24 protein-coding genes are annotated in these 22,948 nt (G+C 66.5%); 11 read left to right on the top strand and 13 right to left on the bottom strand.

Annotated elements, in window-relative coordinates:
- Positions 1–4: 4 nt before the first annotated feature.
- Complete coding sequence (locus AVME950_RS18080; RefSeq protein ID WP_284430873.1) at positions 5–1,516, bottom strand: leucyl aminopeptidase; 1,512 nt, start codon at positions 1,514–1,516, stop codon at positions 5–7.
- A 23-nt stretch (positions 1,517–1,539) separates the two neighbouring features.
- On the opposite strand from AVME950_RS18080, the gene lptF reads away from it, so the two are divergent.
- From lptF to AVME950_RS18050, 6 genes are all read left to right on the top strand, one after another.
- On the top strand, positions 1,540–2,634 hold the full coding sequence (gene lptF / locus AVME950_RS18075) for an LPS export ABC transporter permease LptF (protein ID WP_272563754.1): 1,095 nt from the start codon (positions 1,540–1,542) through the stop codon (positions 2,632–2,634).
- Positions 2,631–3,734, top strand: coding sequence for an LPS export ABC transporter permease LptG (lptG, locus tag AVME950_RS18070; RefSeq protein ID WP_284430872.1), 1,104 nt, complete (start codon positions 2,631–2,633; stop codon positions 3,732–3,734). The genes lptF and lptG overlap by 4 nt, the downstream gene beginning before the upstream one ends.
- The gene (locus AVME950_RS18065; protein ID WP_284430871.1) at positions 3,731–4,126 is read left to right on the top strand and encodes a sirohydrochlorin chelatase; all 396 of its coding nucleotides are present in this window, start codon (positions 3,731–3,733) and stop codon (positions 4,124–4,126) included. The genes lptG and AVME950_RS18065 overlap by 4 nt, the downstream gene beginning before the upstream one ends.
- A gap of 109 nt (positions 4,127–4,235) precedes the next feature.
- Positions 4,236–5,177, top strand: a complete 942-nt coding sequence (locus AVME950_RS18060) for a CysB family HTH-type transcriptional regulator (RefSeq protein WP_092743937.1) — start codon at positions 4,236–4,238, stop codon at positions 5,175–5,177.
- A gap of 87 nt (positions 5,178–5,264) precedes the next feature.
- The gene (locus tag AVME950_RS18055) at positions 5,265–6,437 is read left to right on the top strand and encodes a pyridoxal phosphate-dependent aminotransferase (RefSeq protein WP_284430870.1); all 1,173 of its coding nucleotides are present in this window, start codon (positions 5,265–5,267) and stop codon (positions 6,435–6,437) included.
- A 243-nt stretch (positions 6,438–6,680) separates the two neighbouring features.
- Positions 6,681–7,292: a hypothetical protein gene (locus AVME950_RS18050; protein ID WP_284430869.1), complete on the top strand. Its 612-nt coding sequence runs from the start codon at positions 6,681–6,683 to the stop codon at positions 7,290–7,292.
- Positions 7,293–7,434: 142 nt separating this feature from the next.
- Here AVME950_RS18050 and AVME950_RS18045 read toward each other — a convergent pair whose 3' ends face one another.
- From AVME950_RS18045 to AVME950_RS18025, 5 genes are all read right to left on the bottom strand, one after another.
- Positions 7,435–8,136 carry a pentapeptide repeat-containing protein gene (locus AVME950_RS18045; protein ID WP_284430868.1) on the bottom strand — a complete coding sequence of 234 codons (702 nt, stop codon included), beginning with the start codon at positions 8,134–8,136 and terminating at the stop codon, positions 7,435–7,437.
- Positions 8,137–8,142: 6 nt separating this feature from the next.
- Positions 8,143–8,484, bottom strand: coding sequence for an SMR family transporter (locus tag AVME950_RS18040; protein WP_284430867.1), 342 nt, complete (start codon positions 8,482–8,484; stop codon positions 8,143–8,145).
- Entirely contained in the window at positions 8,481–9,107 is a 627-nt protein-coding gene (locus AVME950_RS18035; protein ID WP_284430866.1) for a TetR/AcrR family transcriptional regulator, read from the bottom strand. The genes AVME950_RS18040 and AVME950_RS18035 overlap by 4 nt, the downstream gene beginning before the upstream one ends.
- A gap of 103 nt (positions 9,108–9,210) precedes the next feature.
- Positions 9,211–10,698 (bottom strand): ribonuclease G, encoded by a 1,488-nt coding sequence (gene rng / locus AVME950_RS18030; RefSeq protein WP_284400347.1) that lies wholly within the window; start codon positions 10,696–10,698, stop codon positions 9,211–9,213.
- A 76-nt stretch (positions 10,699–10,774) separates the two neighbouring features.
- On the bottom strand, positions 10,775–11,392 hold the full coding sequence (locus AVME950_RS18025) for a Maf family protein (RefSeq protein ID WP_284430956.1): 618 nt from the start codon (positions 11,390–11,392) through the stop codon (positions 10,775–10,777).
- A gap of 115 nt (positions 11,393–11,507) precedes the next feature.
- Between AVME950_RS18025 and AVME950_RS18020 the strand changes: the two genes are divergently transcribed.
- On the top strand, positions 11,508–12,128 hold the full coding sequence (locus tag AVME950_RS18020) for a GNAT family N-acetyltransferase (protein WP_284430865.1): 621 nt from the start codon (positions 11,508–11,510) through the stop codon (positions 12,126–12,128).
- Positions 12,129–12,148: 20 nt separating this feature from the next.
- Here the strand turns inward: AVME950_RS18020 and rlmH are convergent, their stop codons facing one another.
- From rlmH to AVME950_RS17995, 5 genes are all read right to left on the bottom strand, one after another.
- Complete coding sequence (gene rlmH, locus AVME950_RS18015) at positions 12,149–12,616, bottom strand: 23S rRNA (pseudouridine(1915)-N(3))-methyltransferase RlmH (RefSeq protein ID WP_054255308.1); 468 nt, start codon at positions 12,614–12,616, stop codon at positions 12,149–12,151.
- A gap of 19 nt (positions 12,617–12,635) precedes the next feature.
- On the bottom strand, positions 12,636–13,463 hold the full coding sequence (gene rsfS / locus AVME950_RS18010; RefSeq protein ID WP_284430864.1) for a ribosome silencing factor: 828 nt from the start codon (positions 13,461–13,463) through the stop codon (positions 12,636–12,638).
- 193 nt (positions 13,464–13,656) lie between these two features.
- Complete coding sequence (gene hemF, locus AVME950_RS18005; RefSeq protein WP_284430863.1) at positions 13,657–14,622, bottom strand: oxygen-dependent coproporphyrinogen oxidase; 966 nt, start codon at positions 14,620–14,622, stop codon at positions 13,657–13,659.
- On the bottom strand, positions 14,622–15,902 hold the full coding sequence (purD, locus tag AVME950_RS18000; protein WP_284430862.1) for a phosphoribosylamine--glycine ligase: 1,281 nt from the start codon (positions 15,900–15,902) through the stop codon (positions 14,622–14,624). Before purD ends, hemF begins: the two co-directional genes overlap by 1 nt.
- Positions 15,903–15,984: 82 nt before the next feature.
- A complete protein-coding gene (locus tag AVME950_RS17995) occupies positions 15,985–16,704 on the bottom strand; it encodes a YebC/PmpR family DNA-binding transcriptional regulator (RefSeq protein ID WP_272563766.1) in 720 nt (239 codons plus the stop codon).
- Between the two features lie 82 nt (positions 16,705–16,786).
- Between AVME950_RS17995 and AVME950_RS17990 the strand changes: the two genes are divergently transcribed.
- Complete coding sequence (locus AVME950_RS17990; RefSeq protein WP_284430861.1) at positions 16,787–18,295, top strand: helicase HerA-like domain-containing protein; 1,509 nt, start codon at positions 16,787–16,789, stop codon at positions 18,293–18,295.
- 38 nt (positions 18,296–18,333) lie between these two features.
- Positions 18,334–19,035 (top strand): glutathione binding-like protein, encoded by a 702-nt coding sequence (locus tag AVME950_RS17985; RefSeq protein ID WP_284430860.1) that lies wholly within the window; start codon positions 18,334–18,336, stop codon positions 19,033–19,035.
- Positions 19,036–19,062: 27 nt separating this feature from the next.
- Here the strand turns inward: AVME950_RS17985 and AVME950_RS17980 are convergent, their stop codons facing one another.
- Positions 19,063–19,830, bottom strand: coding sequence for an amino acid ABC transporter permease (locus AVME950_RS17980; RefSeq protein WP_272563769.1), 768 nt, complete (start codon positions 19,828–19,830; stop codon positions 19,063–19,065).
- Positions 19,831–19,932: 102 nt separating this feature from the next.
- Entirely contained in the window at positions 19,933–20,700 is a 768-nt protein-coding gene (locus AVME950_RS17975; protein WP_272563770.1) for a basic amino acid ABC transporter substrate-binding protein, read from the bottom strand.
- 141 nt (positions 20,701–20,841) lie between these two features.
- On the opposite strand from AVME950_RS17975, the gene AVME950_RS17970 reads away from it, so the two are divergent.
- Positions 20,842–21,702: an enoyl-CoA hydratase-related protein gene (locus AVME950_RS17970; RefSeq protein WP_284430859.1), complete on the top strand. Its 861-nt coding sequence runs from the start codon at positions 20,842–20,844 to the stop codon at positions 21,700–21,702.
- Positions 21,703–21,871: 169 nt separating this feature from the next.
- Positions 21,872–22,846, top strand: coding sequence for a threo-3-hydroxy-L-aspartate ammonia-lyase (locus AVME950_RS17965; RefSeq protein ID WP_284400376.1), 975 nt, complete (start codon positions 21,872–21,874; stop codon positions 22,844–22,846).
- Positions 22,847–22,948 lie beyond the last annotated feature (102 nt).

Here is a 22,948-nt window from a genome sequence, read left to right as displayed (position 1 = left end):
GCGATCAGCGGGCCGACACGCGCGGCGCGCGCGCGGCCTTGGCCACCGGCTTGCGCGCCGGCGCCTTGGCCCGGGGTTGCGCCGCCGCATCGAGCAGGTATTGCACCAGCAAGCCGACCGGCCGGCCCGTGGCGCCCTTGGCGGCGCCACCCTTCCAGGCCGTGCCGGCAATGTCCAGGTGCGCCCACGGGGTGTCGCCCACGAAACGCTGCAGGAACTTGGCCGCCGTGATGGCGCCGCCAGCCCGCCCGGCCACATTCCCCATGTCGGCGAAGTTGCTTTTGAGCCCCTCGCCATATTCGTCGTCCAGCGGCATGCGCCAGCACGGATCGAGCGCCGCATCGCCAGCCGCCTGCAGGCTTTGCGCGAGCGCGTCGTCGGTGGCGAACAGGCCGCTGCGCAGGCCGCCCAACGCGACCACGCAGGCGCCGGTCAGGGTGGCGATGTCCACCATCGCCGCCGGCTTGAAGCGCGCGGCGTAGGTAATGGCATCGCACAGCACCAGCCGGCCTTCGGCGTCGGTGTTCAGCACTTCGATGGTCTGGCCGCTCATGCTGGTGACCACGTCGCCGGGCTTGACCGCACGGCCATCGGGCATGTTCTCGCACGCGGGAATGAGGCCCACCACGTTGATGGAGGGCTTAAGTTCGGCCAGTGCGCGGAACACGCCCAGCACACTGGCGGCGCCGCCCATGTCGAACTTCATCTCGTCCATCTCGGCCGCGGGTTTGATCGAAATGCCGCCTGTGTCGAAGGTGATGCCCTTGCCGATCAGCACCGTGGGCGCCTGCCCGCGAACGCCGCCGTCATAGCGCAACTCGATGAAGCGCAGCGGCTCTTCCGAGCCGCGCGCCACCGCCAGAAACGCACCCATGCCCAGCTTGGCGGCTTCTGCGGGGCCCATCACCTTGCACTGGACGGAGGGGAACTTGGCCAGTGCCTTCGCGGCGCCCGCCAGCAGCGTGGGCGTGGCATGGTTGGCCGGGCGGTTGGCCCACTCGCGGGCATATTCGATGCCCGACACCAACGCTGCGCCACGCGCGAACTCGGACCTGGCGGCAGCGGCGTCCACCACGCCGAGCACCACGCGCGACAGCACGCGGGGCTCGGTCTTGGATTTGGTGGCGGTATAGATGTAGGTGGCTTCGGCCAGCGCCTGCACGGCGGCGCAGACGGCCCCGCTGACGGGGGGCGCGGCGAAGCACACCGCGGCGCGCTTGACCTGGGGGGATTTGAGCAAAGAGGCCGCAGCCAGGATGGCCTGGCGCGTGGCGCGCGCGGAGCCGTCGCCACCGCCCAGCAGCACCACGCGGCGAGCGGCCACGGCGGGCATCTGGTACAGCTGCAGGCTCTTGCCGGCCTTGGTGTCGAAGTCGCCGTTCTTGAGGGCATGGGCGATCAGGCTGGGCAACGCACCGCCGGCGGGTTTCGCGCCGTCGGCCACCACGATGGCCAGCAGGTCGCATTTCTCGGCGGCGGCGCCGTCAAGGCTCAGGGTCTTCAGATCGAAGTTCATAATCGGTGTTTTCCTTCGAGCCAATGTTATTCGATTCATCCATTCGCAAGGAGCTGGCGCGCAGCTTCGGCGCGACCCTGGTGGTGCTGGTCACCGTGGTCATGACCATGATGCTGATCCGCACGCTCGGCCAGGCCTCGCGCGGCAGCGTCAATCCCTCCGACGTGATGCTCGTCATGGGCTTCACCGTGCTCGGGCAGTTGCCCACCATCCTGAGCCTGAGCCTGTTCGTGGCCGTGGTCGGAACGCTCTCGCGCATGTACCGCGACAGCGAGATGGTGATCTGGTTCGCCAGTGGCCGGGGGCTCATCAACCTGCTCACTCCGCTGCTGCGCTTTGCCTGGCCCGTGATGCTGGTCATCGCGACCCTGGCCCTGGTGATCTGGCCCTGGGCCAACCAGCAGATCCAGGCCCTCAAGGTGCAGTACGAACAGCGCGGGGACGTGGACCGCATCGCGCCCGGTGAATTCCAGGAGTCCGCCAACGGCAGCCGCGTGTTCTTCATCGACCGGGAAAGCCCGGACAACGAACAGGCCAGCAACGTTTTCATCGCCTCGACCGAGCGCGGCCGCGAGACCGTGACATCCGCCCGCAGCGCCCGGCTGGAGACGCGCAACGGCGAGCGCATGGTGCTGCTGAGCGACGGCCAGCGCCTGGAGACGACCGTGGACAAGCCCGGGCTCAAGGTGAGCGAGTTCATCGAGTACGGCACCCGCATCGGATCGGCGCCCCCGGGCGCGCAGGATGAGCAGGCCGTCAAGACCATCTCCACCCCTGCCCTGCTGGCCTCGGCCGAGCCGGCCTTCCGCGCCGAACTGGGCTGGCGTTTCGGCCTGGCGGTGGCCGCCCTCAATTTCGTGGTGATGGGGCTCGCGCTGGCCAGCGTGAACCCCCGCGCCGGTCGCAGCAGCAGCCTGGTGCTGGCGCTGTTCGCCTTCGTCGTCTACTACAACCTCATGACCCTGGGACAAAGCTGGATCAGTTCCGGACGGCTCGGCGTGGTGCCGTTCATGCTGCTGCTGCACGGCGGCACGCTGGCCCTGGGCCTGGCGCTGCTGACGGCACGCCACCATCGCTGGTCGCCCAGCATGCTGTGGCGCCGTGGAGGCCGGGCATGAAGACGATCCGCCGCCTGATCTACCGCGAAGCCCTGTCGGCCGTGGCTTTCGTCACACTGGGCTTTCTCGCGCTGTTCTTCTTCTTCGACATGGTCGATGAACTGCGCTGGGTGGGCCGCACGGGGCCGGACGGCTACCAACTGTCCCATGCCATGCTGTTCGTCGCGCTCAGCATTCCCAGCCACCTTTACGAGCTGCTGCCGATCACGGTGCTGATCGGCACGATCTTCGTGATGGCGCGGCTGGCGCAAAGCTCGGAGTTCACCATCATGCGCACCAGCGGCCTGGGGCCCTGGCGTGCGTTGCGCACACTGCTGGTGCTGGGCCTGGGGTTCGTCATGCTGACCTTCGCCGTCGGCGATTACATCGCACCGATGACCGACCGCGCGGCGCAACTGGTCAAGGCGCGGCACCTGGGGCAACTGACCACCGGCGCGACGGGCGCCTGGCTCAAGGAGCGCCAGGGCACCCATTCGATGGCCGTGAACGTGCGTGCGCTCAGCCCCGATGGCGGCATGCTCAACATCCGCGTATTCGAGTTCGATGCGGACGGCCGGGTGGCCTCCACCCTGCAGGCCGCCAGCGGCACGGTCGGCAACGACCAATGGGAGCTGAAACAGGTCAAGCGCAGCGTGTTCCATCGCAGCGGCGAGGCGGAAGCACGGGTGGAGCGCCTGCAGGAGGCCGAACTGCGCTGGCCCACGCGCATCAGCGCCGACATGGTGTCCGCGGCGCTGCTCAAGCCCGACCGCATGGCGACCATCGACCTGTTCCAGTACATCCGGCATCTGGAGGCCAACGGCCAGTCGGCGCAGCGCTATGAGATCGAGTTCTGGCGCAAGGTGTTCTACCCGCTCAGCTGCCTGGTGATGGTGGTGCTCTCGCTGCCCTTCGCCTACCTGCATTTCCGCTCGGGTGGCATCGCGGGCTATGTGTTCGGCGGGGTGATGGCTGGCATCAGCTTCTTCCTGCTGAACAACGTTTTCGGCTACGCGGGCAACCTGCAGAACTGGTCACCCTGGCTCACTGCGGCGGCGCCGGGGCTGATCTACTCGGTGCTTTCGCTGGCCGCTTTCGGCTGGTTGGTGCTGCGCCGATGAACCAAGGACCACACGCGTTGACTGCTACCCCACCCCGAGGCGTTGTCCTGTTCGCCCATGGTTCGCGCGACCCGCTGTGGCGCGCCCCGATGGAGGCGGTCCAGGTCCACCTGCAGCAGCATCGCCCCGAACTGCGGGTGCGCTGCGCCTATCTCGAATTGACCACGCCCGACCTCGCGCAGGCCGTGCAGTCGCTGGTGGACGAAGGTGCCCGGCAGGTGACGGTGGTGCCGATGTTCCTGGGCACGGGCAAGCACGCCCGCGAGGACCTTCCACTCCTGGTACAGACACTGCGCGCCACGCACCCCGGCGTGCAGTTCGAGGTTCAGGGCGCGATCGGCGAAGATCCGCGCATGACCGCATTGATGGCTGAGATCGCCGGCTCGGCCTGACGTGGGCTTCAGACGGGGGCCTGCAGTGGGCCCTTCGAAAATTGGACAGCCGCTGTTTTTCCTTAGACGACTGCAGCATAATGATCGCCTTCTTTAGCAGCGATACGATATGAATCTGCACCAATTCCGCTTCGTTCAGGAAGCCGCGCGCCGCAACCTCAACCTGACCGAAGCCGCCAAGGCGCTGCACACCTCGCAGCCCGGCGTGTCCAAGGCCATCATCGAGCTGGAAGAGGAATTGGGCGTGGACATCTTCGCGCGCCACGGCAAGCGGCTCAAGCGCATCACCGAGCCAGGCCAGCACGTGCTCAAGAGCATCGAGCTGATCATGCGCGAGGTCGGCAACCTCAAGCGCATCGGCGAACAGTTCAGCGCCCAGGACAGCGGCACCCTCAGCATCGCCACCACCCACACGCAGGCGCGCTATGTGCTGCCCCTCCCCGTGGCCAAGCTGCGCGAGGCGTACCCCAAGGTCAACATCAGCCTGCACCAGGCCACGCCGCACGAGGTGGCGCGCATGGTGATCGACGAGGTGGCCGAGATCGGCATGGCCACGGAGTCGCTGGCCGACTATCCCGATCTGGTCACCCTGCCCTGCTATGAATGGCAGCATGTGCTGGTGATGCCCACCGCCCATCCACTGGCGCAAAAGGAGCGCCTGGGCCTGGACGACATCGCGCACGAGGCTCTCATCACCTACCACCCGTCGTTCACCGGCCGGGGCAAGATCGACCAGGCGTTCGCCGCCCGCAAGCTGCAGCCGCGCATCGTGCTGGAGGCCATCGACTCCGACGTGATCAAGACGTACGTGCGCCTGGGCCTGGGCATCGGCATCGTGGCCGAGATGGCGATGCGCGACGACCCGCTGGGCGACCTGGTGGTGCGGCCCGTGGGCCACCTCTTCGGCCAGAGCGTGGCGCGGGTGGCGTTCAAGCGTGGCGCCTACCTGCGCAACTTCGTCTATAAGTTCGCCGAGCTGCTGAGCGACCGCCTGAACCGCGAACTCATCGCCCGGGCCATGACCGGCCACGTGAACGATTACGAACTCTGACCCCCACCGCTTGCACACCAAGCGGCTTTCGTTCTGCATCGAACCTGCTCTTTTCCCAGACCGTCTTTCCAGCCAGCCCCTCGCGCCATGACTTCCACCGACATCGCACCGCGCACGCCCGCCTTTCCCAGCAAACTGCCTCAGGTGGGCACCACCATCTTCACGGTAATGTCGGCCCTGGCGGCCGAGCATGGCGCCGTGAACCTGGGCCAGGGTTTTCCGGACTTCCACTGCGACCCGGCGCTGATCGATGCCGTGGACCGCGCCATGCGCGCCGGGCACAACCAGTACCCGCCCATGGCAGGCGTGCCTGCGCTGCGTGAAGCCGTGGCTGCCAAGATAGAAGCGCTCCATGCCCGCCGGTATGACGCCAACACGGAAATCACCATCACCGCTGGCGCCACCCAGGCGATCCTGACCGCCATCCTGGCGACGGTGCATGCGGGCGACGAGGTGATCGTGCTCGACCCCTGCTACGACAGCTACGCCCCCAATGTGGAACTGGCAGGCGGCACGGTAGTGCGGGTGCCGCTCACGCCGGGCAGTTTCCGGCCCGATTTCGGCAAGATCGCCGCAGCCATCACGCCGCGCACGCGCGCGCTCATCATCAACAGCCCGCACAACCCCAGCGCCACCATCTGGACGGCCGAGGACATGCGCACCCTGGAAGAACTGCTCGCTCCCACCGATGTGCTGCTCATCAGCGACGAGGTGTACGAGCACATGGTGTTCGACGGTGCGCAGCATGAGAGCGCGGCACGCTTTCCCGGCCTGGCAGCACGCGCGTTCATCGTGTCGAGCTTCGGCAAGACCTTCCACGTCACCGGCTGGAAGGTCGGCACCGTCGCGGCCCCGGCCGCGCTGACGGGGGAGTTTCGCAAGGTGCACCAGTTCAATGTATTCACCGTGAACACGCCGATGCAGCACGGCCTGGCGGCCTACCTGCAGGATGCGGCGCCCTACCTGCAATTGCCTGCTTTCTACCAGGCCAAGCGCGACCTGTTCCGCCAGGGGCTGGAAGGCTCGCGCCTTCGGTTGCTGCCCAGCACGGGAAGCTACTTCCAGTGCGTGGACATCTCGGCCGTGAGCGATCTGAACGAGTCCGACTTTTGCCAGTGGCTCACCCGCGAGGTGGGCGTGGCGGCGATCCCGCTGTCTGCCTTCTATGGCGACAGGTTCGACCAGCGTGTGGTGCGGTTTTGCTTTGCAAAGCAGGACGACACGCTGCGCCAGGCACTGCAGCGGCTGCGCAAGCTCTGATCACAAAGGGTGATCATTCTGGTTGTCCCGCCAACGCGTAGCGCAGCCAGTCAAGAAAATCCGGCCCTGTGCGACAGGGCATCAGCAAAGGCGCCATGGGGCGCGATGGGACGCCGCGCCCAAGTGGGCTGATGGAAACCGTCAGGTGCCCGCTGCAAATTCTGCTGACCTGCAGGCAACCAAAGACGGACGGTTGTGGCACTCACGCTGCGACAACTCTCAAGGCGCCCCGTGCGTCACGCCATGCTCCTCAAGAATGCGCTCGTCTTCGTTCACCTGCTCGCCATGGCCGTTGCCGTTGGAAAGATGCTGGAGTATGACTTCCGGTTTCTTCGCTCCGTCCACCGCCCGATTTCAGCGCAGCAGTGGGAGAACCTGCTCCACACCAAGCGAACGATGACGGTGGCGTTGGGCGTGCTGTGGGTGACCGGGCTGGGCTTTCTCTACGTCGGCCAAGCACAGTACCCCGGGTATCTGGCCAACGAGAAACTCTGGATGAAAGTGCTCACCGTGTGCGTGCTGACGTTGAACGGAATGCTCATGCACCATTTCGCGTTTCCCTACATGCAGCAGGGCAAGGTCTTCCTGCAGTGGTCTCTGGGCCGGGTGCTGCTGCTGACTGGATTTGCCACCGTGTCTTCGATCTCGTGGCTATACGCATCGTTTCTCGGTATCGCACGCTCATGGAACGACACCGTGGCGTTCGGACATGCGCTTGGCGTCTATGTGGCGCTGCTGCTCCTGGCAGCCACTGGCACGGCAGGGCTCATGGCTTTTTTGCACCACCGCCACGCCAGGGGCATTCAGCCGGGTCCACTGCCATGCACCGGCCCCCGTGGCGGCTGCCCGCGTTGAGTGGCATGCGCCGTCCGTGAATGCCCTGCAGCGCGAAAACCAGCGAAGTCAGTCGGCCAACCAGTCCCGCACGCAAAGCGAAAGCTGGAGGCTGGCGCGCATTCGATGGCTTGCCAAAAGCGCTGATGGCCCGCCTGCCCGGTCAGCCCACGCGAACGCCCAGGCCACCAATGAGTGCAGCGGCCTGATCCATCGACAGCATCGCACCCTTGAACGATTGGGCCACGGTGGTCACCGTCAGGCCGCCCAGGTCCACCGAACGCAGGTCCGCGCCATCGAAGCGTGCATTCTTCAGGTTCGCATCCCGCAGGCTGCCACCCTCGAAGACCGCGTCGCGGAAATCACATCCAGCCAGGTCGGCTTCGGACAGATCCAATTGCTCCAGGCTGCGCTTGCGGAACGAAAGCCCGCGCAGGTCCGCGCCCACCAGTCGGCACTGGTGAAATTCCAGCCCCAAGGTGCTCGCCTGACTGAAATGCGCGCCCGTCAGCTTGGCCTCGGTGAACAGCACGCCCGCCAGCTTGGTGCCGGTCCAACGCGTGTTGTTGAAATCGCTGCTGCACAGCCGGGCGCCGGACAGATCGGCCAGGCTGAAATCCGCTTGCCGCGCCTTGCAATCCAGCCAGCGCGAATCCGCCAGCATCGCTTTCTCGAAGCGGGTCTCGGCGAAGGTGCAATCCAGGAACCGGGCACCGCCCAGGTCCAGGCCGGAAAGGTCTTCTCCGTCGAAGCGGCAGTGCTCGAACGCCAGCGGGCCATGCGGGCCTGCAAGGGCCGCCACCAGCGCACCGCGCGAAAAAAACTGATCGCTGAAAAGCGCGGAATCCATGTCGGAACGGGCCATCACGGTTCAATGCCCCGCGCTTTTGGAAAAGAGATTGACCACCAGCACCCCCGCGATGATCAGCCCCAGGCCGACCATCGCCGGCGCGTCGAGCCGCTGCCGAAACACCACCCAGCCCACCACCGAAATCAGCACGATGCCAACGCCCGACCAGATAGCATAGGCGACCCCCACCGGAATCGTCTTCAAGGCCAGCGAGAGTGCGTAGAACGAGGCGGCATACGCCACCCCGGTGATCAGGCTGGGCGCCAGGCGGGTGAAGCCGTCAGACGCCTTGAGCGCGGTGGTGCCCACGACCTCCAAAGCGATGGCCAGTCCCAAGATGAGATAGCTGGGATGCACGGTCATGGCGCGGTTCCTTGGGTGAGTTCGAGCAGAAGGGAAAGAAGGCGATCCTTGCGGTCTGGCGGCGTGCCGTAGACATCCAGCAACTGGTCGAACCAGAAGCCGTCGGCCGCCAAGCGGCACAGGAACAATCGGTCCGTGGCGGCGGGGTCGGCACGGTCTTCGGCCAGCAGGACGCGCATCTTGGCGCTCCAGCGCTCGCGGCAGGCTGGCAACGCCAGGGCCAGCAAGGCAATGGCACGCTGCGTGAGGCGCTCTTCGGCAGTCTGGCCGCCTTGGAAACAGGTCTTCAGATAGGCCCGCGCGTGCCGCCCTGGAGCTTCGGGCTCGGATTCGAGTGCCGCGGCATAGAACACATCGAATGCATCGAACAACTGATCGCACAGCGCATCCAGCAGCGCCTGCTTGGTTCTAAAGTGGTGCTGCAAGCCGCCTTTGGTCACGCCGGCACGGTGCGCGACAGCGTCCAAGGTGACCGCCTCCGGGCCGTCCTGCACCAGCAGATCGGCCGCCACGGCAAGCAGCCGGGTGCGCACCCACTCGGGTTGCTTCAGGCGTTTATGGGCTTCAGACATACATACAAACCATCCGGATGGATTGTTTATTATGGCTTCGGCATCCACCATGGGGCTACCGATTCCTTGTGTTTTCCAGGGCTGATCCAGGCGCCGCTTGACCGCGCCCCGATAAGGATTGCAAGTTGCCTGTTTGGGGCGGCACGCCCGCTTCTCAGAGCAGCACGATGTCGTACTGCTCCTGTCCCACCGCCGTTTCGGCCTGCAACGAGATGGGCTTGCCGATGAAATCCGACAGCCCTGCCAGGTGCTGGCTCTCCTCGTCGAGGAACAGTTCCACCACGCGAGGCGAGGCAACAACGCGAAACTCGCGTGGGTTGAACTGGCGCGCCTCACGCAAGATTTCACGCAGGATGTCGTAGCACACGCTGCGCGCGGTCTTCACGATGCCTTTGCCCTGGCAATGCTCGCAGGGTTCGCACAGCATGTGGGCCAGGGATTCGCGGGTGCGCTTGCGCGTCATCTCGACCAGGCCCAATTGCGAAAAGCCACCAGCCATGGTTTTGACCCGGTCGCGCGCGAGCTGCTTCTTGAATTCCGCGAGCACGGCCTGCTGGTGGTCTTCGCGCGCCATGTCGATGAAGTCCGCAATCACGATGCCGCCCAGATTGCGCAGCCGCAACTGCCTTGCGATGGCCTGCGCCGCCTCCAGGTTGGTCTTGAAAATGGTGTCGTCGAAATTGCGGGCGCCCACATAGCCGCCCGTGTTCACATCGATGGTGGTCAGTGCTTCGGTCTGGTCCACGATCAGGTAGCCGCCCGACTTCAGATCGACGCGCCGGCCCAGGGCCCGGCCGATTTCCTCGTCGATGCCATACAGGTCGAAGATGGGCCGCTCGCCCTTGTACAGCTGGAGCTTGGGCGCCGCAGCCGGCATGAATTCGTGGCCGAAGGCCTGCAGCGCGGAAAACTGTTCGCGCGAGTCGATGCGGATGGTGGCCGTTTCCTCCCCCACCAGATCGCGCAGCACGCGCTGAAGCAGGCTCAGATCCTGGTGCAGCAGCGACATGGGTGGCAGGCGCAGCGAGGCGTCCTTGATGCGCGCCCAGGTCTTGCGCAGGTAGGCGATGTCTTCGGCCAGTTCGGCGTCGGTGGAATCTTCCCCATTGGTTCGCAGGATGAACCCGCCGCCGCCTCCCGACGCCTTGTCGCCCACCAGTGCCTGCAGACGCCCGCGGAGGGCATCGCGCTCGTCGGCAGGAATCTTCTGCGACACGCCCACGTGGTCGTCCTGGGGCAGAAACACCAGCAGCCGTCCCGCGATGCTGATCTGCGTGGACAGGCGCGCGCCCTTGGTGCCGATGGGGTCCTTGATGACCTGCACCATGAGCGACTGGCCTTCGAACACCTGTTTTTCAATGGGCACCGGCGGCTCGCCCTTGCGCGCGAACATGGGTGCCTCGCCGCCTTCCTGGCGGTGCCACACATCCGCCACGTGCAGGAACGCCGCGCGCTCCAGCCCAATGTCGATGAACGCCGACTGCATGCCCGGCAGCACGCGCGAGACCTTGCCCAGATATACGTTGCCCACCAGGCCCCGCTCCAGGGTGCGTTCCACGTGCAATTCCTGCACCGCGCCGTGCTCGACCACCGCCACGCGGGTTTCTTGGGGGGACCAGTTGATCAGGATGTCTTGTTGCATGGGGTCGGAAAAAAGTGGCCGCCCATGATGCCTGAAACCCGCCTGCATGGCGGAGTCACTGGGCCCACATCGCCATTCAGCCGCGCAGCATGCCGGCCGAGCGCAGCAGCTGCGCCGTCTCGAACAAGGGCAATCCCATGATGCCGGTATAACTGCCGGCCAAGTGCGACACGTACTGCGCCGCGGGCCCCTGAATGCCATACGCGCCGGCCTTGCCCATGGGTTCGCCGCTGTCCACATACGCCGCGATCTGGGCGGGCGTGAGTGCGGCAAAGGTTACTTTCGAGACCGACAGCGCGACCGACCGCGTTTCGCCGTGCTGCAGGGCCACCGCCGTGAGCACGCGGTGCGTGCGCCCCGACAACTCGCCCAGCATGCGGCGCGCGTCGGCGGCATCCTCGGGCTTGCCGTAGATCGTGCGACCCCAGGCCACCGTGGTGTCCGAGCAAAGGATGGGCGCATCCGGCAACCCGCGCCGGGCACGGCGGGCGACGGCCGCATCGAGCTTGAGCCCCGTGACGCGCTGCACGTAGCGGGCGGGCGGCTCGCTGGCCAGCGGCACCTCGATGGCTTCTGCGTCTTCGGCCACATCGCCATCGGCATTGGGCAGCAGCAGTTCATGGCGAATCCCCAACTGCTCGAGCAGTTGGCGGCGGCGCGGGCTTTGGGATGCGAGATAGATGAAGGAAGGAATAGAGGACGGCACGGGGCGCGAGGATAGCCGATCGCTCGCGCGTGCCGCTTCGGTTCGCCGGCGCCGGCTTCGGGAACCAGCCGCCCTGCGCTGCCGGCCTTTTCAAGAATGGCGCATGACCTTCTTTCCCACACTGGAGACACCGCGGCTCAGGCTGCGCAAGATGGTGGCGGCCGATGCGCCGGCCATGCTCGCCATGCATGCGCATGCGGAGTCAAGGCAGTGGGCCGGCTACAACGCGATCCAAGACCTGGAGGGTGCTCTGGATTTCGTGAACTGGACCGATCAATTGACGCAGCGGCCCGTCCCGGGGTTCTGCTGGGCCATCGAGCGCAAGGACGCGCCGGGCATGATCGGGCAATGCAACTTCACGCAATGCGACGCCGCCACGCTCAGCGCCGCACTGGGCTATGAACTGGCGGCGCCGTACCAGGGCCAGGGCTTCATGAACGAAGCAATCGGCAGGGTGCTGAACTGGTGCTTCCTCCATCTCCAGCTGATGCGCATCAGCGCCACGGTGCATCCCGACAACCTGCCATCGATCCGCATGCTGCAGCGTTGGATGTTCCAGCGGGAAGGGTTGCTGCGCAGTGCAGGGTTCTGGAGCGGACGGCACCATGATCTGCTGTCCTTCAGCCTGCTGGCCACGGAGTTCGCGCCCGCCTATGCCCTGCAGGCGCCAGCCGCCAACCTCAGCGCAGCGGCTGCGCCGTCCGAAGAACTGGCCGAGGCCTGACACCGCCGGGTCGTCAGCGCTCATTCGCGGTGGTAGGGGTGCCCCGCGTTCACCGACCACGCCCGGTAAAGCTGCTCGATCAGCAGCACCCGCACCATGGCGTGCGGCAAGGTCAGGTCGGACAGCCGTATGCGCTCGTGCGCAGCCTGCCGAAAGGCGGGGTCCAGGCCATCGGGTCCGCCGATGACCAGGGCCACGTCGTCGCCCCCCAATTGCCAGCCTTTGAGACGCTCTGCGAGTGCTTTGGTGGTGAGGGACGTGCCCCGCTCGTCCAGCGCCACCACACGGGTGCCGCGGGGTATGGCGGCCTCGATGCGCTCGCGCTCGGCGGCGTAGAGCGTCTCCAGCGTCTTGGAGCCGCGCGGCTCGGTCTTCACCGCCTTGAGCTCGACCTTCAGTTCCGGAGGAAACCGCTTGGCGTAGTCGTCGTAGGCCGTCTGCGCCCAATCGGGCACCCGCTGGCCCACGGCCACGATCAGCAACTTCATCGATCGCTCAGGCGCTGGCTCAGCCCCTGCGGGTCGGCGAATTCTTGGCGGCGGGGCGCTTGGCCGCCGTCTTCACGGTGGCAGCACGGGGCGCTGCCTTGGGGGCCGCAGCGGCGGTGGAGCGGTCCGGAGCCTTCTTGGCTGCGGGCTTGCCCGCCGTCTTCTTGGCGATGGGCTTGACCACCAGGGTTTTGATGGGCGCCTTGGCCACCGGCTTGGCGGTCGTCTTGGCCGCCGTCTTCGCGGTCGTCTTTGCAGGCGCGGCCTGCTTCAGGGCGCCACGGCCGGCCGGCTTTGCGGTCGCCTTGGCTGCGGTCTTGGCCGGGGCTTTCGCAGCAGGGGCCTTGGCCGCGACCTTGCTCACGCCGGGCTTGCGGGCGGGTTGTTCGGGAGCGGCGGCGGCCTTCTTGGCGGCGGGCTTTTTCTTCGCAGTGCCTGCCGCGCCTTCCACGGCCTTGGGCTTGACAGCGCCGAGCTTCAAGCGCACGGGGGTATCGCCCCAGATCTCTTCCAGGCGGTAGTACTGGCGGATGGCCGGCTGCATGATGTGCGCCACGGCGGCGCCGCAGTCCACGATGATCCACTCGCCGTTGTCCTCACCCTCGATGCGGGGCTTGCCGAAGCCCGCTTCGCGCACCGCATCGCGCACGCTGGCCGCCAGCGCCTTGGTCTGGCGGTTGGAGGTGCCCGACGCCACGATCACGCGCTCGAACAGCGGCGAGAGGTGCTCGGTGTTGAACACCTGGATGTCTTGCGCTTTGACGTCTTCCAGGCCATCGACGATGGCGCGCTGGAGCTTGGTGACGTCTTTTTTGGCAGCGGATTCCGATTTGGAGGAGGTGGTCATCAGGCGTTTGTCTAAAAAGGATGGGGCCAATATAGCGTGCAACCCGGGCATCGGCCAATGCGGCGGGCCCGGGTGGCGATTCGGCCATCCCGCGCACATCAAGGGTGTTTTTGGCCTTCGGCGCTCATGGCATGAGCGCGAGCAGCTATTGAAATTATAGCTTTCGGCCTTTTTGCGAACGCACAGGCTGGGTTCAGAGCCAGTCCCGCCGCACCAGAAAGCGCCGTGTGAGCTCAGCCTCGGGCGAGCCCGGAGCCTCCTGGCGCTGGTACGACCAGCCCGCCATGGGCGGCATCGACAGCAAGATCGATTCGGTGCGCCCGCCCGACTGCAGGCCGAAGTGCGTGCCCCGGTCCCACACCAGGTTGAACTCCACATAGCGACCGCGCCGGTAGCACTGGAACTCGCGCTGCCGATCACCGAACGGGATCGCCTGGCGCCGATGCACGATGGGCAGGTAGGCGCCCAGGAACGCATCCCCCACGGACTGCACCATGCCCAGGCTGCGCTCGAAGCCCAGCTCGGAAAAATCGTCGAAGAAGATGCCTCCCACGCCACGCTGCTCGTTGCGGTGCTTGAGGTAGAAGTACTCGTCGCACCAGCGTTTGAAACGCAGGTACAGGCCCTCGCCGAAGGGGTTGAGCGCATCGCGGCAGGCGCGGTGAAAGTGCACCGCGTCTTCTTCGAAACCATAGTAGGGCGTGAGGTCCATGCCACCGCCGAACCAACACACCGGCGCGCCTTCGGCCGGAGCCGCCACGATCATGCGCACGTTCATGTGCACCGTGGGCACATAGGGGTTGACCGGGTGGAACACCAGCGATACCCCCATGGCCTCGAACGGTGCGCCAGCCAGCTCGGGCCGGTGCTGCGTGGCCGATGGCGGCAGCGTGGCGCCCCGCACGTGCGAGAAGCCGCAGCCCGCGCGCTCGAACACCCGGCCACCCTCCAGAATGCGGGTGATGCCGTCGCCCTGCAGCGGTTCGCCCGGCGCCTTGCGCCACGCATCGTTCAGGAACCGGCCGCCACCGCGCGCTACAGGCCCTTCGATCTCTTCCAGGGCCGAGGTGATGCGTGCCTGCAGCCCTTCCAGGTAGGCCCGCACGCGGGTGGCCGTGTCGGCCGCGTTCAGGGCAGGCGTCGGTGCGGGTGCCGCCATCAGCTCTTCACCGCGCGGTGGCCGATGTCGCGGCGGTACTGCGCGCCATCGAAATGGATGCCACGGGCCACGTCGTACACACGCTGCTGCGCCTGTTTCACACTGTCGGCCAGCACGGTCACGCACAGCACGCGTCCGCCCGTGGTGTGCGGCACGCCGTCCTTCAGCGCCGTGCCGGCATGGAACACCATGGCTTCGTCGGCGTCCGCAGGCAGGCCCGTGATCGCATCGCCCTTGCGCGGATCTTCCGGGTAGCCGTGCGCGGCCATCACCACGCCCAGCGCGGTGCGGCGGTCCCATTGCAATTCGACCTGGTCAAGCTTGCCGTCCACCGCGGCGCCCAGCACATCGACGAAATCGCTCTTGAGGCGCATGAGGATCGGCTGTGTCTCGGGGTCACCCATGCGGCAGTTGAACTCCAGCGTCTTGGGGTGGCCGGTCGAATCGATCATCAGGCCGGCGTACAGGAAGCCCGTGTATGGAATGCCATCCTTTTCCATGCCACGGATGGTGGGCAGGATGATCTCGCGCATGGCGCGGGCGTGCACGTCGGCGGTGACCACGGGCGCGGGCGAATACGCGCCCATGCCACCGGTGTTGGGGCCCTGGTCGCCGTCCTTCAGGCGCTTGTGGTCCTGGCTGGTCGCCAGGGCGGTGACGTTCTTGCCGTCGCACAGCACGATGAAGCTGGCTTCCTCGCCTTGCAGGAACGCTTCGATCACGACGCATGCGCCGCCTTCGTTGTGCGTCACGCCGTACTTGTTGTCCACCAGCATGAAGTCCACCGCGTCATGGGCCTCCTGCAGCGACATGGCCACCACCACGCCCTTGCCGGCCGCCAGGCCGTCGGCCTTGATGACGATCGGCGCTCCCAGCCGCTCCACGAAGGCATGGGCCGCCACCGGATCGGTGAAGGTGTCGTAGTCCGCCGTGGGAATGCCATGGCGGCGCATGAAGGCCTTGGAGAACGCCTTGGAGCTTTCGAGCTGCGCGGCAGCCTTCGTGGGCCCGAAGATGCGCAGTCCGTGCGCGCGGAATTCGTCCACCACGCCGGCGGCCAGAGGCGCCTCGGGGCCGACCACGGTGAGCGCGATCTTCTGCTCGTGCGCCCAGGCCCGCAGTTCGCGCACATCGGTGATGGCCACGTTCTCGAGCTTGGGATTCAGGGCCGTGCCGCCGTTGCCCGGCGCCACAAAGACCTTCGTGACCTTGGGAGACTGCGAAAGCTTCCAGGCCATGGCATGTTCACGGCCGCCGCCGCCAATCACGAGGACTTTCATACCGGACTCCGATGGGCCGCTGGCGGCAGGCAGGTGGGCCCTTCGGCGGGCAGGGGTCGATTGCAGAGGTTCAGGCTCATGTTCATAAGGCAGCGTTGTGATAGACCTCTTGCACGTCGTCCAGGTCTTCCAGCACGTCGAGGAGTTTTTGCATGCGCGCGGCGTCTTCGCCTTCGAGCTCGATGGTGTTTTCGGCGCGCATGGTGACCTCGGCCACCTCGGGCACCAGGCCGGCGGCCTCCAGCGCGTTCTTCACCGCTTCGAAATCGGCGTAGGCGGTGAGCACTTCGATGGCGCCGTCCTCGCCCGTGACCACATCCTCCGCGCCGGCTTCCAGCGCCACTTCCATCACCTGGTCCTCGCTGGTGCCCGGTGCGAAGATCAATTGGCCGCAGTGCTTGAACTGGAAGGCCACGGAGCCTTCGGTGCCCATGTTGCCGCCATGCTTGCTGAAGGCGTGGCGCACTTCGGCCACGGTGCGCACGCGGTTGTCGGTCATGGTGTCCACGATGATGGCCGCGCCGCCGATGCCGTAGCCTTCGTAGCGGATTTCCTCGTAGCTCACGCCTTCGGCATTGCCGGTGGCCTTGTCGATGTTGTACTTGATGCGGTCGGCCGGCATGTTCGCCGCCTTGGCCTTTTCGATGGCCAGACGCAACCGGGGATTGGCGGAGACATCGCCCCCGCCCGCCCGTGCCGCCACCGTGATCTCTCTAATGATCCGGGTCCAGATCTTGCCGCGCTTTTCATCCTGCCGACCTTTGCGGTGCTGGATGTTTGCCCATTTGCTGTGTCCTGCCACAGGAGTCCTTCTGGTATTGATTTAATCTACTGCCCGCGATTTTACTTTTGACGCACCCCACCCCACTCCGCACCCCGACGCCATGGCCGAACCTCTTCTCATTGCCAAGCATGGCACCACCGAATGCCATCTGCTGCCCGGCCTGGCCAACCGCCACGGCCTCATCACCGGTGCCACCGGCACGGGCAAGACGGTCACCCTGCAGACGCTGGCCGAAGGCTTCTCGCGCATCGGTGTGCCGGTGTTCATGGCCGACATCAAGGGTGACCTCACCGGCATCAGCCAACCGGGCAGTATCGGCGACAAGCTGGCGGCCACGCTCAAGGAGCGAGACCTTCCGCTGCCGGAGCCCCTGGCCTGCCCCACCACCCTGTGGGACGTGTTCGGCCAGCAAGGCCACCCGGTGCGCGCCACGGTGTCCGACATGGGCCCGCTGCTGCTGGGCCGCATGCTCAACCTGAACGAAACCCAGCTGGGCGTGCTCAACCTGGTTTTCAAGATCGCCGACGACAACGGCCTGCTGCTGCTCGACCTCAAAGACCTGCGGTCCATGCTCCAGTACGTCGGGGACAACGCCAAGGAATTCACGACAGGGTACGGCAATATCAGCGCCGCCAGCGTAGGCGCGATCCAACGGGGCCTGCTGCAGATCGAGCAGCAGGGTGGCACCCAGTTCTTCGGCGAGCCCATGCTCGACATCAACGACCTCATGCAGACGGTGGACGGGCGAGGTGTCGTGAACATCCTGGCCGCCGACAAGCTCATGAATTCGCCGCGCCTGTATGCCACCTTCTTGCTGTGGATGCTGTCGGAACTGTTCGAGCAGCTGCCCGAGATCGGCGACCCGGAAGTCCCTAAACTCGTCTTCTTCTTCGACGAGGCCCACCTGCTGTTCAACGAAGCGCCCAAGGTGCTCATCGAGCGCATCGAACTGGTGGTGCGGCTGGTGCGGTCCAAGGGCGTGGGCGTGTATTTCGTCACCCAGAACCCGCTCGACATTCCCGATAGCGTGCTGGCCCAGTTGGGCAACCGCGTGCAGCACGCGCTGCGCGCCTTCACGCCGCGCGACCAGAAAGCGGTGAAGGCCACGGCCACCACCATGCGCCAGAAGCCGGGCCTGGACATCGAAACCGCCATCACCGAACTGGCGGTGGGCGAGGCGCTGGTGAGCTTCCTGGACGCCAAGGGCCGGCCCAGCGTGACCGAGCGCGTGTTCGTGCTGCCCCCTGCCAGCCAGTTGGGACCCATCACGCCCGCCCAGCGCCAGGCGTTGCTGGCCGGTTCGCTCGTCGCCGGCGTGTACGAGAAAGCCGTGGACCGTGAATCCGCCTACGAAAAGCTCCAGGGCCGCACCGAAGCCGCCGCCACGGCGCCCGCCGGCTCCAAGGGGGGCACCACCGACGGCGCGGGCGGCGGTGTCATGGGCGGGCTGAACGACGTGCTGTTCGGCTCGACCGGCCCACGCGGCGGCAAGCACGACGGGCTGGTGCAGACCATGGCCAAATCCGCCGTGCGCACCATGGGTACCTCGCTGGGCAAGGAGATCCTGCGCGGCGTGCTGGGCAGCCTGTTCGGCGGCCGCAAGCGCTGATGAATCCGCCCTCGCCAGAAAAACCAAGGAACCCTGCCATGATCGACCTGCACTACTGGACCACGCCCAACGGCCACAAGATCACGATGCTCCTCGAAGAGGCCGCATTGCCTTATCGCGTGCGGCCCGTGAACATCGGCCGGGGCGAGCAGTTCCAGCCCGACTTCCTGCGCATCGCACCCAACAACCGCATTCCCGCCATCGTGGACCATGCGCCCAAGGGGGGCGGCGAGCCCATTTCGGTGTTCGAGTCCGGCGCCATCCTGCTGTACCTGGCCGACAAGACGGGAAAGTTCGTTCCCCAGGACCTGCGCGGCCGCACCGAAGCCCTGCAGTGGCTGTTCTGGCAAATGGGAGGCCTGGGTCCCATGGCGGGGCAGAACCACCACTTCACGCAATATGCGCCGGAGCCCATCGCCTACGCGATCGACCGCTACGTGAAGGAAACCGGGCGCCTGTATGGCGTGCTGGACAAGCACCTGTCCGATGGCCGCGAGTACATCGCCGGCACGTATTCCATCGCCGACATGGCCTGCTACCCCTGGATCGTTCCGCACGAGCGCCAGCGGCAGAACCTCAAGGACTTCCCGCATCTGGCGCAATGGTTCGAACGCATCCGCGAGCGCCCCGCCACCGTCAGGGCGTACGACCTGGTCCAGCGCATCAACACCGCCCCCACCGTGGACGAAGACGCGAAGAAGGTGCTGTTCGGGCAGGACGCCAGCACCGTGCGGCGCTGAAACCGCCAGCGCCTTCCAGCAGCGGCTTCAGACCCGGTCGCTGCGCGCCAGGTGGCTTTCCAGCCTGCGCAGCGCGCCGGTCAGCGCGAGCGTCATGATCCAGTAGGCCAGGGCAATCGCCAGATACGGCTCCCAGTAGCGCGAATAGGCCCCGGCCACGGTGCGCGCGGCATAGGCCATCTCGGCCAGGCCGATGGCGGAGATCAGCGAGGTGTCTTTCAGCAGCGCGATCGCGTTGTTGCCCAGCGGCGGCAGCATGCGGCGAAAGGCCTGCGGCAGCACCACGTAGCGCATTACCTGCCCGGGCGTGAAGCCCAGCGAGCGCCCCGCATCGGACTGCCCGCGCGCGATCGACTGGATGCCCGCGCGGAACACCTCCGAGATGTACGCGGCGGAATTGAGCGTGAGCGCCACGATCCCCGAGATCAGCGCGCCATGCTCCTGCTTGAGCGTGCGCGCGAAGTCGCCCGTCACCAGCAGGCCCGAGGTCGGATGGATGAACAGCGGCAGCACCGCGAAGTGCATCAGCAGGATCTGCACGAACAACGGCGTGCCGCGAAAGAAGCTCACATACACGGTGGATGGCCACCGCAGCAGATAGCGGCACACCCAGCTCAGCGGCGCATGGCGCGCCTGCGCCAGGCGGGCCAGCGCGAGCAACAGCCCCCATGTGCCGCCCAGCAGCACGCACACCACCGTCACGCCGATCGTCATCCACGCGCCCTGGATGAACAGGTCCTTGTATTCCACCAGGATGTCCGGCCGGAACCAGCCAAACCACTCAACAGGCTCCATGGCCTCTTCCTCTCATTGGTCGCGTCGGGCGCATAGGCGCCCGCAAAAACGGCCGCAGCGCGGCCGTGGTGTCATGCCGAAAAGCGGCGTGCCGATCAGCGATCAGCGTGGCTTGTATTCCTTGCCGAACCACTTCTTGTAGATCTCGTTGTAGCTGCCATCGGCCCGCACGGCGGCCAGGCCGGCGTTGAGCTTGTCCTGCAGCGCCTTGTCGCCCTTCTTGACGACGATGCCGAAACCCTCGACGGGGAACGCGGGGTCTTCCACCGTCTTCAGCGCGGCGTTCTGCGCCACGCGGTAGGCGATCACACCGTTGTCGCCGATGGCCGCATCCACGCCGCCGCCCGCCAGTTCGGAAATGATGAGCGGCGTGCTCTCGAAGCGCCGGATGTTCGGGCTGGTCTTGCCAAACTCGCGCGAGGCCACGTCGTCCGCCGTGGAGGCATTCACCACGGCGATCTTCTTGCCTGCCAGGTCCTTCAGCGAAGCCACGGAGCTCGCCTTGGGCACGGCGATCAGCTGCTGGGCGGCGAAGTACGGCTCGGTGAAGTCGTAGCTCTGGCGGCGCTTGTCATTGATGGTCACGCCGGAGATCACTAGATCCACATCGCCGTTGTTCAGCGCCGCGAAAATGCCGCTCCAGGGGGTGTTCACCACCTTGATCTTGAGCGACTGCTTCTTCGCGATGGCGTTGATGATGTCGATGTCGAAACCGACGATCTGCTTGTCCTTGTTCTCGAAGGCGAACGGCGCATAGGTGGCGCTGGAGGCCACGGTCAGCTCGCGGTCCTGCGCGTGGGCAGCCAGCGGAGCGGTCATTGCGGCAGCCAGGCCAAGGCCCAGGGCGAAAAGGCGGCGGGAGATTTGCATGGGGAGATGGGGCGGGAAAGCCCGGAAACAGGACCGGGAAGTATATCGGCCGGCCCCCCGTGCCTTCCTTGCGGTGCCGCCCAACGCCGCCGTCGCACAGGTGACGGCCGCCTTGGCGCCAACCCGCCTAGAGTGCGCCGCATGACCGATACCACCGACCTCCCCGCCCTCACCTGCTTTTCGCTCGCCATCACGGACCAGGTGGCGCATCTGGTGCTGAACCGGCCGGAGGCCCTGAACACCATGCACCCGGCGTTCTGGCGCGAGCTGGACACCGTGCTGGCGCGGCTGCACCGGTCGGGCGAGGCGCGCGCGCTCGTCATCAGCAGCACGGGCAAGCACTTTTCGGCCGGCATGGCGCTGGACACGTTCGGTGGCGCCATCGCCATGGACGACCAGAGCCCCGAAGGCCGCGCCGCCGTCTTCGACCTGCTGACCGACATGCAGGCCACGTTCACGCGTATCGAATCGCTGCGCATTCCCGTGATCGCCGCCATCCACGGCGGCTGCATCGGCGGCGCGGTGGACATGGTGACGGCCGCCTGCATCCGCTACGCCACGCAGGACGCGTTCTTCTGCATCCAGGAGATCAACATCGGCATGGTGGCCGACGTGGGCACGCTGCAGCGCCTGCCCAAGCTGATTCCGCTGGGCATCGTCAAGGAGCTGGCCTATACCGGCCGGCGCCTGCCCGCACCGCGCGCCCTGGCCTGCGGGCTGGTCAACGAACTGTTCGACACGCAGGCGGCGATGCTGGACGCGGCCCTGGCCTGCGCCCGCGAGATCGCCGCCAAGCCGCCGGTCGCCATCTGGGGCACCAAGCAGGCCGTGCACTATGCGCGCGACCACTCGGTGGACGACAGCCTGCGCCAGATGGGCTGGCTGCAGGGCGCGATCTGGAGCAACCGGCATGTGGGCGAGGCCGTGGACGCGATGCGTGGCAGGCGCGAGGGCGCCTTTCCTCCGCTCGCGCCGCTGCAGCGCTTCAGCGATGGAGGGTGAGCGATCGGTCCGCCCGGCCTGCGGGCTGCGACAGGCGGGCCTTTGCTATCAAATTCCATAGCTGCCTGCGCTTGCTGGGCTTGCGCTGCAGCCCATTTCCGCGCTCCGCCGCTCGCTGGCGGGCTATGATGCGTGCTCTTTCCGATCCCGTCTACGCGAGGACGCTGCCATGCCTACGCACATCCCGGCCCTGCCCACCTACACCGACGTCGCCGACGCGGCCCATCGGCTCCAGGGCGTCGCGCACCGCACGCCCGTGGCGCGCTCCAGCACGGCGGACCAGCAGTGCGGCGCCCAGCTCTTTTTCAAGTGCGAGAACCTGCAGCGCATGGGCGCCTTCAAGTTCCGCGGTGCCTACAACACCCTGGCGCAGTTCGACGCCACCCAGCGCGAAGGCGGCGTGCTGGCTTTTTCTTCCGGCAACCATGCGCAGGCCATCGCCCTCTCGGCCCGCCTGCTGGACATGCCCGCCCTGATCGTCATGCCCGAGGATGCGCCCACCGCCAAGATGGCTGCCACGCGCGAGTACGGCGCCCAGGTCGTCACCTACAACCGCTTCACCGAAGACCGCGAAGCCATCAGCCACCGGCTCGCGCAGGAGCGCGGCATGACCCTGGTGCCGCCGTTCGACCATCCGCACGTCATCGCCGGCCAGGGTACCGCCGCCAAGGAGCTGCTCGAAGAAGTGCCCGACCTCGATTACCTGTTCGTTTGCCTGGGCGGCGGCGGATTGCTGTCCGGCAGCCTTCTGGCCGCGAAGGCGCTGGCCCCCGACTGCCAGGTGATCGGCGTGGAGCCGGCCGCCGGCAACGACGCCCAGCAATCGCTGCGCGCCGGCCGCATCGTGCGCATCGACACGCCCCACACCATCGCCGACGGCGCGCAGACCCAGGCGCTGGGCAGCATCACCTTTCCCATCATCCAGCGCGACGTGGCCGACATCGTCACCGCCACCGACGAGCAGCTGGTGCAGGCCCTGCGCTTCTTCGCCGAGCGCATGAAGATCGTCGTGGAGCCCACCGGCGCCCTCGCTTTTGCGGGCGCCCTGCATGGCGGCGTGGACCTGCATGGCAAGCGCGTGGGCATCATCGTGAGCGGCGGCAACGTCGACCTGGCGCGGTACGCACGCTTTCTGGCAGACTGATCCGCGCCCCGCGCCGCCCCTGGGCGGCGACGCACGCACCTTTTCTTTCCCCTGCCCCCTGCAGACCGGTTTTCCAGCTTTTCACTTTCCCAACAAGAGGCC

Origin of the sequence: Acidovorax sp. SUPP950, from assembly GCF_030158935.1 — a bacterium.
Lineage (GTDB): Bacteria > Pseudomonadota > Gammaproteobacteria > Burkholderiales > Burkholderiaceae_C > Paracidovorax.
This window is presented reverse-complemented; position numbering and strand designations above follow the sequence as displayed.

Excerpts from the sequence above, each read along its gene's own strand:
- AVME950_RS18080 (WP_284430873.1), bottom strand. The coding sequence starts at position 1,516 with ATGAACTTCGATCTGAAGACCCTGAGCCTTGACGGCGCCGCCGCCGAG.
- lptF (WP_272563754.1), top strand. The coding sequence starts at position 1,540 with ATGTTATTCGATTCATCCATTCGCAAGGAGCTGGCGCGCAGCTTCGGC.
- lptG (WP_284430872.1), top strand. The coding sequence starts at position 2,631 with ATGAAGACGATCCGCCGCCTGATCTACCGCGAAGCCCTGTCGGCCGTG.
- AVME950_RS18065 (WP_284430871.1), top strand. The coding sequence starts at position 3,731 with ATGAACCAAGGACCACACGCGTTGACTGCTACCCCACCCCGAGGCGTT.
- AVME950_RS18060 (WP_092743937.1), top strand. The coding sequence starts at position 4,236 with ATGAATCTGCACCAATTCCGCTTCGTTCAGGAAGCCGCGCGCCGCAAC.
- AVME950_RS18055 (WP_284430870.1), top strand. The coding sequence starts at position 5,265 with ATGACTTCCACCGACATCGCACCGCGCACGCCCGCCTTTCCCAGCAAA.
- AVME950_RS18050 (WP_284430869.1), top strand. The coding sequence starts at position 6,681 with ATGCTCCTCAAGAATGCGCTCGTCTTCGTTCACCTGCTCGCCATGGCC.
- AVME950_RS18045 (WP_284430868.1), bottom strand. The coding sequence starts at position 8,136 with ATGGCCCGTTCCGACATGGATTCCGCGCTTTTCAGCGATCAGTTTTTT.
- AVME950_RS18040 (WP_284430867.1), bottom strand. The coding sequence starts at position 8,484 with ATGACCGTGCATCCCAGCTATCTCATCTTGGGACTGGCCATCGCTTTG.
- AVME950_RS18035 (WP_284430866.1), bottom strand. The coding sequence starts at position 9,107 with ATGGTGGATGCCGAAGCCATAATAAACAATCCATCCGGATGGTTTGTA.
- rng (WP_284400347.1), bottom strand. The coding sequence starts at position 10,698 with ATGCAACAAGACATCCTGATCAACTGGTCCCCCCAAGAAACCCGCGTG.
- AVME950_RS18020 (WP_284430865.1), top strand. The coding sequence starts at position 11,508 with ATGACCTTCTTTCCCACACTGGAGACACCGCGGCTCAGGCTGCGCAAG.
- rlmH (WP_054255308.1), bottom strand. The coding sequence starts at position 12,616 with ATGAAGTTGCTGATCGTGGCCGTGGGCCAGCGGGTGCCCGATTGGGCG.
- rsfS (WP_284430864.1), bottom strand. The coding sequence starts at position 13,463 with ATGACCACCTCCTCCAAATCGGAATCCGCTGCCAAAAAAGACGTCACC.
- hemF (WP_284430863.1), bottom strand. The coding sequence starts at position 14,622 with ATGGCGGCACCCGCACCGACGCCTGCCCTGAACGCGGCCGACACGGCC.
- purD (WP_284430862.1), bottom strand. The coding sequence starts at position 15,902 with ATGAAAGTCCTCGTGATTGGCGGCGGCGGCCGTGAACATGCCATGGCC.
- AVME950_RS17990 (WP_284430861.1), top strand. The coding sequence starts at position 16,787 with ATGGCCGAACCTCTTCTCATTGCCAAGCATGGCACCACCGAATGCCAT.
- AVME950_RS17985 (WP_284430860.1), top strand. The coding sequence starts at position 18,334 with ATGATCGACCTGCACTACTGGACCACGCCCAACGGCCACAAGATCACG.
- AVME950_RS17980 (WP_272563769.1), bottom strand. The coding sequence starts at position 19,830 with ATGGAGCCTGTTGAGTGGTTTGGCTGGTTCCGGCCGGACATCCTGGTG.
- AVME950_RS17975 (WP_272563770.1), bottom strand. The coding sequence starts at position 20,700 with ATGCAAATCTCCCGCCGCCTTTTCGCCCTGGGCCTTGGCCTGGCTGCC.
- AVME950_RS17970 (WP_284430859.1), top strand. The coding sequence starts at position 20,842 with ATGACCGATACCACCGACCTCCCCGCCCTCACCTGCTTTTCGCTCGCC.
- AVME950_RS17965 (WP_284400376.1), top strand. The coding sequence starts at position 21,872 with ATGCCTACGCACATCCCGGCCCTGCCCACCTACACCGACGTCGCCGAC.